The organism is Siccibacter colletis (assembly GCF_025914095.1).
GTDB lineage: Bacteria > Pseudomonadota > Gammaproteobacteria > Enterobacterales > Enterobacteriaceae > Siccibacter > Siccibacter colletis.
On the sequence record NZ_CP074352.1, the window covers coordinates 2679263 to 2690383 of the forward strand.

Here is an 11121-nt window from a genome sequence, read left to right on the forward strand (position 1 = left end):
TTCGCTCCTTACTCGCTTAACCAGCTGGCCTGCCGCTGCAGTACCGGCAGATGGTCGCGGCGGTGATGGATATCCGGCAGGGCATTGATTAGCCCCTGGGTATAAGGATGCTGCGCGCGGTCCAGATCCCGGGCGGCGATGGACTCCACCACCCGTCCGGCATACATCACCAGCACCCGGTCGCAGAAGCTGCGCACCAGATTGATGTCGTGGCTGATAAAGATCAGCCCCAGCCCGCGCTCGCGCACCAGGTCGTCGAGCAGCCCCAGCACCTGCAGACGCACCGACACGTCCAGCGCTGATGTGGGTTCATCGGCGATCACCAGCTCCGGGTCGGTGATGAGCATCATGGCGATCATGATGCGCTGCCCCTGCCCGCCGGAGATTTCGTGCGGGTAGAGCTGATAGACGCGCTCCGGCTGGCGAATGCGCACCACGTCGAGCATCTCCAGCACTTTGGCTTTCGCGGCGGCTTTCTGCCCCGGATGGTGCGTCAGCCAGGCTTCGGCGATCTGATCGCCGACGCACACCACCGGGTTCAGCGAGTACTTTGGGTCCTGCATAATCATCGAGATGCGCTTGCCGCGAATGTCGCGCATCTGGGCTTCGCTGACGCGCTGCAAATCGACATCGCCAAACTGCATGCGCGTGGCGGTGATGCGCGCCTTTTTCGGATGCAGGCGCAGCAGCGCGCGCCCGACGGTGGATTTCCCGGAGCCGGATTCGCCGACGATAGCCAGCTTCTCGCGGCCCAGTTCAAAAGAGACGCCGCGCACCGCGTTGGTCACCGCGCGCCCGTTGATAAAGTCGACGTGCAGGTCGCGCACGTCAAGCAGCGGGGCATTACTCGCTGCGAGGATCGAGGATGTCACGTAAGCCGTCTCCTAAGAAGTTGAACGCCAGGCTGTTGATCAGGATCGCCAGCCCCGGAATGGTGACTACCCACCAGCACTCCATCATGTAGGTGCGACCGCTGGAGATCATCGCCCCCCACTCCGGCTGCGGCGGCTGTGCGCCGAGGCCGAGGAAGCCCAGCCCGGCGGCCGTCAGAATGATGCCGGCCATGTTCATGGTGATACGGATAATCACCGACGGCAGGCAGAGCGGCACGATATGACGCCACAGCACGCGCACCGATGACGCCCCCTGCAGACGCACCGCCGAGATAAAATCGGCCTGGCGCAGCGACAGGGTTTCCGCGCGGGCCAGACGGGCAATTGGCGGCCAGGCGGTGAGGGTAATGGCAATGACCACGTGCTCCAGCCCCGGACCTAAGGCGGCGACGAAGGCCAGCGCCAGCACCAGGCTCGGGAAGGAGATAAAGATGTCGGTCACGCGCATCAGCACGGTGTCAATTTTGCCGCCGAAGTAGCCCGCGGTGACGCCGAGCAGCAGCCCGAGCGGCCCGACGGTGATCGACACCAGCAGCACGATATAGAGCGTGATGCGCGCGCCGTACACCAGGCGGCTGAAAATGTCGCGGCCAAACTCGTCGGTGCCGAACCAGTGCGCGGCGTTCGGCGCCTGCAGCGCGTTTTCCAGGTCCTGTACCAGCGGATGATACGGCGCGATCCACGGGGCGAAGATCGCCACAATCAGCAGCAGCAGAATGATGCCGCCGCCAATCGCCGTCAGCGGGTTGCGCGCCATGCGGCCCAGAAAACCAAACGAGCGAGCCGCAATGCGACGCAGGCGCTGGCGGCGTTCGCCAGTCGCCACCCGTACCGGAGAATCGAGGGATACCGTCATGATTTCGTCCTCGGATCAAAGAATTGATACAGCATGTCGGAAAGCAGGTTGAGCATCACGAAGATCACCCCCACCAGCAGCACGCAGCCCATCACCGCATTCATATCCCCCAGCAGCAGACTGCCGGTGAGATACGAACCGAAGCCCGGCCAGGAGAACACGGTTTCGATCAGCACCGCCCCTTCCAGCAGCGAGCCGTAAGCCAGCGCCACCACCGTCAGCAGCTGCACCAGAATGTTGCGGAACGCGTGGTTCCAGATCACCTGGCGCTCGGTCAGCCCTTTCACCCGGGCGGTGATGATGAACTCCTGCGAAAGCTGGGCCAGCATAAAGCTGCGTGTCATGCGGCTGATGTAAGCCAGGGAGTGGAAACCGAGCAGTGAAGCCGGCAGCACCAGATGGTTAATGGCGTTCCAGAACACGGTGCCGTTGCCAGCCAGCAACGCGTCCACGGTCATCAGCCCGGTACGGTGTGGCACCGCGCCGTCAAGGCCGAGATCCAGCCGTCCGGCACCGCCCACCCAGCCAAGCCAGGCGTAAAACAGCAGCAGGCCCATCATTCCGACCCAGAAGATCGGCGTGGAGTACCCGGCGAGGCTGATAATGCGCACCACGTAATCCGCCAGGCTGTTGCGCCGCGCCGCCGCCAGCACGCCTAACGGAATGCCGAGGCCGGCACCGACGATAATCGCCATCGTCGCCAGCTCAAGGGTAGCCGGGAAGACGCGAATAATATCGTCCACCACCGGCTTACCGGTAAGCAGCGCATTGCCAAGATCGCCATGCAGCAGGGCATTAAGGTAGATACCAAACTGGGTCAGCAGCGACTTATCAAACCCCAGCTGCTGATAGACCTGATCGTACGTGCTCTGGTCAGCGTCCGGCCCGACGATTGCCAGCACCGGGTCAACCGGCATCACGCGACCGATAAAGAAGGTCAGCAGCAGCAGGCCAAACAGCGTCACCGCGACCTGCAACAGCCGGTTTGAGAAGCGTCGGGCGCGGGAGCCCGGGGCGAGAATGGCGCTGGTCATCCTTTGTCTCCTCCTGCATCAGCGGGTTGCTTGTACACCTCGCGCAGCCAGGTGGTGGCTGACGGGTGCGGCTGGTAATTTTTCACCTCGTTGCGCACCACCACCGAATCCACCATCTGCGACAGCGGGATCATCGCCGGGATCAGCTGGTCGTAGCGCGTCTGCACCGCCTGGTAAAGCCCGACCTGCTTCGCCGGGTCCTGCTCCAGCAGCGCCTTATCGATCATCTGGTTCAGCGGTTGGTCGTAGAAACTGGTGCGCCAGCCCTGGAAGTTGGTCAGGCGTGCGGCATCGGCGTTATCCGGGTTGTAGACCAGGGCGCGCAGGCTGGAGTGCGGATGCGGCTCCACGCCGCTGCCGCCGCGCCCGACCAGCATGTCGAATTTGCGTTCGCGCATCGCGCCGTAGATCTGGTTCCCGGTGCCGGTGACGATTTTGGCGTTGATCCCGCCCTGCATCAGGGTGGACTGCACGGCAATGGCGATATTCATGAATGGCTGATCCGCCAGCACGCGCAGCGTGGTATCAAACCCGTCCGGGTAGCCCGCTTCCGCCAGCAGCTTTTTCGCGCGCGGGATGTCGAGGCGGTAGCCAGGGTTCGGCAGCGTCGCCGCCATGCCGGACTGAATCGGCCGCTGGTGCAGCACGCCGTAGCCCGGCATCAGCGCCTTATTAATGCCCTGATAGTCAATCAGGTAGCGCACCGCTTCGCGCACTTTCGGGTTGGCGAAGTGCGCTTCTTTCATGCTCATCGCCACGTAGTAAATGGTGCCCTTTTTCACCGCGTCCACGGTCACACTGGGATCTTCACGCAGGGCGTTGACGTCCGACACCGCCATATTGCTGGCGACATCCAGATCGCCTTTGGCAATCATCAGGCGCAGCGTCTGGGACTCCTGAAAATGACGCAGCACCACGCGATCCAGCTTCGGCGCGCCGCGCCAGTAGGCCGGGTTACGCTTCATGCGCAGCACGTCTTTGGCCTGCCACACCTCCAGCATGAACGGCCCGGAACCTGCGGTATGGGTGGTCAGCCAGCGGTTGCCCCAGTCGTTATTCACTTCATGGGTTTGCACCGTTTTACTGTCGAGCACGCCAAGATTGCCGAGCGCTGCCAGCGAATAGACCACCAGCTTCGGATCGTTGGGCTTCGGCAAGCGCAGCTCCACGGTATAGGCGTCCGGGGCGGTTACCTGCTGGTCGATATTGGTTTTGCTGAAGCCGTAGGATTTCCACACCGAGGCCTGCGCCAGATTGAGATGCAGCAGACGACGCATCGACCACACCACATCCTCAGCGGTCAGCGGATTGCCGGAGTGAAAGGTGACATCCTTGCGCAGATGGAAGGTGATGGTGCTGCGGTCCGGGCTGATATCCCAGGACTCCGCCAGCGCCGGACGCACGTTGGTCAGCTGGTTCGGGTCCAGCTCCACCAGCGAATCATAGAGGTTCACTACAATGCCCACCACCTCGTTGCCGGTCATCGCCGCCGGGTCGAGGGTGAGCAGGTTGTTCATGTTCATGCCCATGATGAGCTGATCGGGCGGCGTTTTTGCCTGCGCCACACCGCTCCCCATCATCAGCGAGAGCGTCAGCAGGCACGCCCCCGTAACGGAGAATGTTTTCATCGCTATACCGCCGTGTAGGGTAAACCCCGTCTTCGCCGCAGCGGATCGGGGTTGAGGTTTTTATGTGTCAGTCGTGGCTGACGGTATGGGCGTCGATATACGCAAAGTTAATGTCTTCCCCGAGGCCCGGACGCGTGGGCAGATGCACCATGCCGTCGCTGTCCATCGGGTCAACGATGCTGTTGAGGTAAGCCGCCGGCTCGTCGTAGTCGAGGAACGGATGCAGCAGGCCGCGCTCATACCAGCGGCAGTTGCGGATCGCCCCCACCACCGCCAGGCTGGCGGCGCCGTTGCCGTGCACTTCGCAGTCCATCCCGAAGGCTTCAGCCAGGTGCGCGACCTTCAGCGTCGGCGCAATGCCGCCCACGCCGTTGGCCCCGGCACGCAGAATGTCGCAGGCACCCGCTTTCACCCAGTCGGCGCGGCTGTGGTGTTTGCCGCCGAGGCTTTCCGGGCCAATCACCGGAATTGACAGGTTCTCTGCCAGCCAGGCGTAAGAGGACATGCTCTCCTCCTCCATCGGCTCTTCAAACCAGGCGAAGTTGAGTTTTTCCAGCTCCTTACCGATGTAAAGCGCCTCGGTACGGCTGTACCAGTGGTAGCCGTCGATCATCAGGTCGATATCCGGCCCCACCGCTTCGCGCACCGCTGCGCAGGCTTTGACGTCCATTTTCGGGTTCGGCGCAAAGGCCACCGGCGGCATCCAGGTGTGCAGCTTGATCGCCTTGTAGCCGCGTGCCACCAGGGTTTCGGCGAACTGCGCGTACTCTTCCGGGGTCGACAGCCCGCCCTTGAGTTCGTCTCCGCACATGGTGCTGCCGTAAGCCGGTACGCGGTCGCGGTAGCCGCCGATCAGCTTCCACACCGGCATATTCATTTTGCGGCCCGCCAGATCCCACAGCGCCTGCTCAACGAAGGAGAGCGCGCGCTCGGTAAGCTGGTGTGCGCTGCCGCGCTGCCAGTGCACCAGATCCTGCCAGATGCGTTCACGGTCAAAAGCATCCTGGCCGACCAGCACCTTGCGGAAGAAAGCATTGACCACGAACGGGCGCACCACTTCCGGCGGCGCGAAGGAGTAGCCCTTGCTGCCATCCTCGGCGGTGATGGTCAGCATCGCCATTTTTGCCAGGCTCTCGTCGCCGGGATGCGAGTGGCCGGCGCTGTCCGAGACGCGGCGTGTGGGGTAGGTAAATACGGTGACATTGACGGATTCGATCTTCATTACGGGTCCTTAACGACAACAGAGAGTGCAGGTCAGGCCGTTACCTGATAGCGCAATACATTTCCGTAACAGCTCAACAACTACGGTGGGGAAGGCATATATTTTGAAAAAGCGTTTCAGAACTAAATCTAAGCACAAAAAGTATCCGCTGCCTCGGACAAAGCGCGTGATTAAAACGCCGTTTTTCGGGCATATGCACAGGGAGAAGTGAACCTTTTCACAAAAGAAAGGCTAAGTGTGAAGGTGATCGAATTGTTAAAAACAAGGAAAACGCCTCCGCAGAGGCGTTGAGGATCAGGCGATAGTGACTTTGCTGTCGAGATACACATCCTGCACGGCATTGATGAGCTTCACGCCATCCGCCATGGTTTTCTTGAACGCCTTGCGACCGAGGATCAGCCCCATTCCGCCCGCGCGTTTGTTGATAACCGCGGTACGCACTGCATCGCCGAGATCGGTATCGCCCCCGTCCGCGCCGCCGGAGTTGATCAGCCCGGCGCGGCCCATGTAGCAGTTCGCCAGTTGATAGCGTACCAGGTCAATCGGGTTATCGCTGGTCAGTTTGCTGTAGACGCGCTCATCGGTGTAGCCGAATTTCACCGCGTTGTAGCCGCCGTTATTCTCCGCCATTTTCTGCTTCACGATATCCGCCCCGATTGTCGCCGCGAGGTGGTTTGCCTGGCCGGTCAGGTCGGCGGAGACGTGATAATCGACGCCGTCTTTCTTGAACGCGCTGTTGCGCAGGTAGGCCCACAGCACGGTAACCATGCCCAGCTCGTGCGCCCGCTCGAAGGCTGCCGAGATCTCTTCAATCTGCCGACGGGACTCTTCAGAGCCGAAGTAGATAGTGGCCCCGACCGCCACCGCGCCCATGTTAAACGCCTGCTCGACGCTGGCGTACAGCGTCTGGTCATACTGGGTCGGATAGCTCAGGGTCTCGTTGTGATTGAGCTTTACCAGGAACGGGATGCGGTGCGCGTAGCGGCGCGAGACGGAAGCCAGCACGCCGTAGGTGGAGGCCACGCAGTTGCAGCCCGCTTCAATCGCCAGCTCGACGATGTTTTTCGGGTCGAAGTACTGAGGGTTTGCTGCAAACGAGGCTCCCGCCGAGTGCTCCACCCCCTGATCCACAGGCAGGATAGAGAGGTAGCCTGTCCCTGCCAGCCGCCCGGTGTTGTACAGCGTCTGCATATTGCGCAGCACTGCCGGCGGGCGGTTGTTATCCACCATAACGCGGTCAACGTAGTCATGGCCCGGTAAATAAAGCTGCTCTGCTGGAATCGTCATACAGCGATGCTGTAACAGGCTGTCGGCATCTTTGCCAAGCAACTGCACGATATCTGTCATAATAAGCTCCCGAAAGTTACGCCAGGCGTCATGCCCGGCGCACATGGATTGTCCTCGCCCGTGACGTTACGGGCAGAGTAAGCCTGGACCTTTCAGTCGCGTTTTGCCATCGGCTGGCGCATTTTTAGCCGGTTTTGCCTGTTAAGCGCCCGCTATTTGCTACCACCAGCCATAAAAATGGTGCACCGGACCAATGCCCGCCCCCACCTCCAGTGAATCCGCCTGCGCCAGCGCACCGGTAAGATAATCCTTCGCCGCCGCCACGGTGGTTTCCCAGCAGTCATGACGCGGACGCAGCGCTGCCAGCGCCGCCGAGAGCGTACAGCCGGTGCCGTGGGTGTTTCTGGTGGCGATGCGCGGCGTGGTAAAGCGGACTTCCTGCGCGCGAGTAATCAACCAGTCAGGGCTTTCACCGTTATCTAAATGACCGCCCTTCATCAGCACCGCCCCGCAGCCGTACTCCAGCAGCGCCCTGCCCTGCATCCGCATCGTCTGCTCATCGCCGGCGCTGGGGGTATTCAGCAGCGCCGCGGCCTCCGGCAGATTCGGCGTGATCAGCGCCACCTGCGGCAGCAGCCGGGTGCGCAACCGGTCTACCGCGTCCGGCATCAGCAGCGCATCGCCGCTTTTGGCCAGCATCACGGTGTCGAGCACCACGTTAGCCGCGCCGTAATGTGCCAGGCGCTCCGCCACCACATCCACGATCGCAGCGTTATCCAGCATGCCGATTTTGATGGCGTCGATGCGCACATCGCTCAGCACGGCGTCGATCTGCGCCCCGACAAAGACCGGGTCGAGGTGGTAGACCGACTGTACGCCGCGCGTGTTCTGCGCTACCAGCGCGGTGATAACCGAGGTGCCATAGGCCTCCAGCGCCGAGAAGGTTTTCAGATCCGCCTGGATACCCGCCCCGCCGCTGGGATCGGTGCCGGCGATGGTCAGCGCATTAATACGTTTCATTGCGCCACCTCCCGGTTCAGCCCGTACAGCGCATCGAGAAAGGCGCTGGCGAAGCTGCCCGGCCCCGTTGCGCGTGAGGCGGCCTGCGCGCCCGCGCGCTTCATGATCCAGCAGGCACCCGCTACGTTTTCCAGCCTGTCGCCGGGCAGCGTACAGCACGCCGCGACCACCGCCGACAGCGCACAGCCGGTGCCGACCACGCGGGTCATCAACGGGTCGCCGCCGCGTATGGCCAGAGTGCGTTCGCCGTCGGTAACGTAATCCACTTCCCCGGTGACGGCGACGACCGTCCGGTACTGCCGGGCCAGGGTGATGGCGGCGTGCAGCGCGTCGGCAGCCCGATCGGTGGTATCCACGCCGCGTCCGCCCGTGCTTTCCCCGGCGAGGGCGCGGATTTCCGAAGCGTTACCGCGAATGGCCGCCGGGTTCAGGGCGAGGATTTCATGGGCAAAATCAGTGCGCAGAGTGAGCGCCCCGACCGCCACCGGATCGAGGGTCCAGGGGGTATTGTGGCAACGGGCGCTGGTAATCGCCGCACGCATGGCATCGCGCTGCGGCTGCGTCAGGGTGCCAAGATTGATCAGCAGACCATCAGCGACAGCGCTGAACTGCGCCGCCTCGTCGGGATCGACCACCATCGCGGGCGAGGCGTTAAGCGCCAGCAGCACGTTAGCGGTAAAGGTCTGCACCACGTCATTGGTAAGGCAGTGAACCAGCGGCGAGCGGGCATGGAGATGATTAAGGACGCGTATCGCAACGGCGTCGTGAAGCAGGTCAGGTTGCATGATGGGCTCCTGTCCGGCGCGAAGAAGGGATACCGGACAGGCATCTGACTTCCCTACGCTGGCATTATCCAGATCAGGTAATACGGGTATTTCTCAGCCTTCATTTAAGAAGGGCACCCCGAGTCATTGGTACAAATTAGCTTACTTTCTGGCAGCTTAGGGGATGGCGCGCGGTGATGCAAGCGTGCCTGTTATGTTAATCACATAAGAAACAGAGGATAGAGGAATATGTGTTACCAACGTTTAGCAATCCCACCACTTTTCTCATGGTCTACCGTTTGTTGCAGATGCAAGACGTTCTTTACCCACCCAGCCATTGTGATAGAGCCAACAGAGTGACGAATGCTATGCAGCAGCCTTCCCTGTCGAAAGTCATCAAAATACGAAATCCCAGCCGCTCACGCCGATTCGCAAGCACTTTGCCGCACTCTGTCATGTTTCTGCTCGCCACTTCTGAGAAAATTCGCGCTTTTCACTGGCGATCGACGTACCCCATGAAACGCCGTTCAATTGATACAGGGGATGACTGCCTGTTCAATCTATAAAGACAATATCCTGATAGGTTCCTCTCATCCTGTCGTCACTCCCGCTCATCCCCTTCCCTTCTTACCACTACGCCATTCTCATGGCGGCGTATCGCCGGAATACAGGCTGCGGCCAGAGTAGCAATCACGACCACGGCGGCGCAGGCCAGTAACAGCCGGGGAATACCAAACTGAGCGGTCAGCGGACCGGCGGCGAGCTCGCCGATGGGGATCGCCACAAATGAGCCGATGGCGTCCCAGGCGTAAACGCGGGCGAGCTTCCCGGGAGGAATGTGGGTTTGCAGGGAGTGCGCCCAGACCACGCCGAACTGACCAAACCCGACGCCGGCGACGAAGAAGGCCGCCATCAGCGCGGCCGTGGTGGGGTGCTGGCTGAGCACCAGCAGCGGCAGTGCGCAGAGCAGTACCAGCAGCACGCCGATAAACAGGTCGCGGCGCGGTTTCCAGCGCAGGGCGATCAGCGAGCCGACAATCAACCCAGTGCCCTGCGAGGCGAGCGCAAAGCCCCAGCCGGCGCGGCCGAAAGAGGCATCCGCGACGATGGGACCGACAATCATCATAATGCCGCTGAATGCCGCATTGATCAGGGTGAACTGCACCACTATCACCCACACCCAGCTGCGGGCGATGAACTCCTGCCAGCCGTCGCGCAGATCCTGCAGGATATTGCTGTGGCTTTCTCCCGTCCGGGCAGCGCTGGTGCGGGTCATCAGATAGAGCGGTGCGGCTAGCGCAAAGCCCAGCGCGTCCACCGCCAGCCCCCATCCCGGGCCGACCATACTGGCAAGCACACCGCCGAGCGACGCACCAATCACGGTGCCGCCGTTGATACCAAGCTGAATAAAGGCGTTTGCTTCGCGCAGGCTGTGGGCGGGGACCGTCTGCGGCACCATCGCCTGTGAGGCGGGAAGCGCGACCCCCGCCGCCGCACCGTTCAGGATACCCAACAGTGCCAGCAGCGCGACCGTCGCCGAGCCGTCAAGCACCAGCCAGGCGACCACGGCCTGAGAGAATGCGGCGATCGCCGACGACCACACCAGCACTTTACTGCGCGAATAGCGGTCCGCCAGCACGCCGCCAATCAACAGGAAGGCGACGTTAAATATTGAGCGCGCCGCCACCACAATCCCTAAGTCTCCTGCCGACCCGCCGATATCGAGCACCGCAAAGGCCAGCGCCACGGGAGCAATGCTGTTCCCGAGTACTGTCAGCAGACGGGCGAAAAAGAGATAGCGAAACGGGGCGAAGTGGAATGCCCGGCGTGCGCTCACTCTCTGCCCTCTGCACTATATGCGAAGCGTCTGTTGTTCTTCATGTTCGTATCCCGGCAATTGCGTGTGCGCATCATAGTCACTTCCGGTGCCTCATTCATCTCTGCTGATTACTGATTTCTGTTACAAACCCGATGATTTACTCACAATTCAGTGCTTGTCTGACTTTACGCGGAGCGGGGATGATGCAACGCTTAGTAAGGGTTTAACAATAATAAACAGCCAACATACCGTGGAGATATCATGGCTAAAACGAAAATGCTGTTGATGGGCGCGCTGTTGACCGTGGCGTCGTCAACGTTTGCTGCACCGCAGGGCGCAGCGCCGACGGGTATTGATTCTTACGAGATTAAAGAGTTTGTTGCCGATTTTACCCAGTTTAAAATTGGTGACCGCGTTCCGGCTATGTATCTGACTGACGAATACAACATCACCAAATGGCAGCTGCGCAATCTGCCCGCGCCGGAAGCTGGCAGCCGCTGGACCTATATGGGCGGCAACTACGTGCAGATCACCGACGCGGAAGGCAAAATCCTCAAGGCCTATAACGGCGATATCTTCTACCACCGCTAATACCTCT

10 protein-coding genes and 1 riboswitch are annotated in these 11121 nt (G+C 61.2%); of the genes, 1 reads left to right on the forward strand and 9 read right to left on the reverse strand.

The annotated features are described in order from the left end of the window. Positions 1-8 precede the first annotated feature (8 nt). The 9 genes from KFZ77_RS12950 to KFZ77_RS12990 all read right to left on the reverse strand — a co-directional run bounded on the left by KFZ77_RS12950 (position 9) and on the right by KFZ77_RS12990 (position 10541). A complete protein-coding gene (locus KFZ77_RS12950; protein ID WP_031520790.1) occupies positions 9-872 on the reverse strand; it encodes an ABC transporter ATP-binding protein in 864 nt (287 codons plus the stop codon). After that, on the reverse strand, positions 844-1749 hold the full coding sequence (locus KFZ77_RS12955; RefSeq protein ID WP_264384428.1) for an ABC transporter permease: 906 nt from the start codon (positions 1747-1749) through the stop codon (positions 844-846). The genes KFZ77_RS12950 and KFZ77_RS12955 overlap by 29 nt, the downstream gene beginning before the upstream one ends. Then, positions 1746-2783 (reverse strand): ABC transporter permease, encoded by a 1038-nt coding sequence (locus KFZ77_RS12960; protein WP_264384429.1) that lies wholly within the window; start codon positions 2781-2783, stop codon positions 1746-1748. Before KFZ77_RS12960 ends, KFZ77_RS12955 begins: the two co-directional genes overlap by 4 nt. Further along, complete coding sequence (locus KFZ77_RS12965; RefSeq protein WP_264384430.1) at positions 2780-4411, reverse strand: ABC transporter substrate-binding protein; 1632 nt, start codon at positions 4409-4411, stop codon at positions 2780-2782. Before KFZ77_RS12965 ends, KFZ77_RS12960 begins: the two co-directional genes overlap by 4 nt. Positions 4412-4478: 67 nt before the next feature. Continuing rightward, complete coding sequence (locus KFZ77_RS12970; protein WP_264384431.1) at positions 4479-5633, reverse strand: mandelate racemase family protein; 1155 nt, start codon at positions 5631-5633, stop codon at positions 4479-4481. Between the two features lie 294 nt (positions 5634-5927). Continuing rightward, positions 5928-6980, reverse strand: coding sequence for a class I fructose-bisphosphate aldolase (gene fbaB / locus KFZ77_RS12975; protein WP_031520781.1), 1053 nt, complete (start codon positions 6978-6980; stop codon positions 5928-5930). A gap of 159 nt (positions 6981-7139) precedes the next feature. Further along, positions 7140-7940 (reverse strand): bifunctional hydroxymethylpyrimidine kinase/phosphomethylpyrimidine kinase, encoded by an 801-nt coding sequence (gene thiD, locus KFZ77_RS12980; protein WP_264384432.1) that lies wholly within the window; start codon positions 7938-7940, stop codon positions 7140-7142. Continuing rightward, complete coding sequence (gene thiM / locus KFZ77_RS12985; protein WP_264384433.1) at positions 7937-8725, reverse strand: hydroxyethylthiazole kinase; 789 nt, start codon at positions 8723-8725, stop codon at positions 7937-7939. Before thiM ends, thiD begins: the two co-directional genes overlap by 4 nt. A 33-nt stretch (positions 8726-8758) precedes the next feature. Continuing rightward, positions 8759-8856, reverse strand: a riboswitch (TPP riboswitch). A 449-nt stretch (positions 8857-9305) separates the two neighbouring features. After that, positions 9306-10541, reverse strand: a complete 1236-nt coding sequence (locus KFZ77_RS12990; protein WP_031520774.1) for an MFS transporter — start codon at positions 10539-10541, stop codon at positions 9306-9308. A 243-nt stretch (positions 10542-10784) separates the two neighbouring features. On the opposite strand from KFZ77_RS12990, the gene KFZ77_RS12995 reads away from it, so the two are divergent. Continuing rightward, the gene (locus KFZ77_RS12995; protein ID WP_031520773.1) at positions 10785-11114 is read left to right on the forward strand and encodes an RcnB family protein; all 330 of its coding nucleotides are present in this window, start codon (positions 10785-10787) and stop codon (positions 11112-11114) included. Positions 11115-11121: the final 7 nt, after the last annotated feature.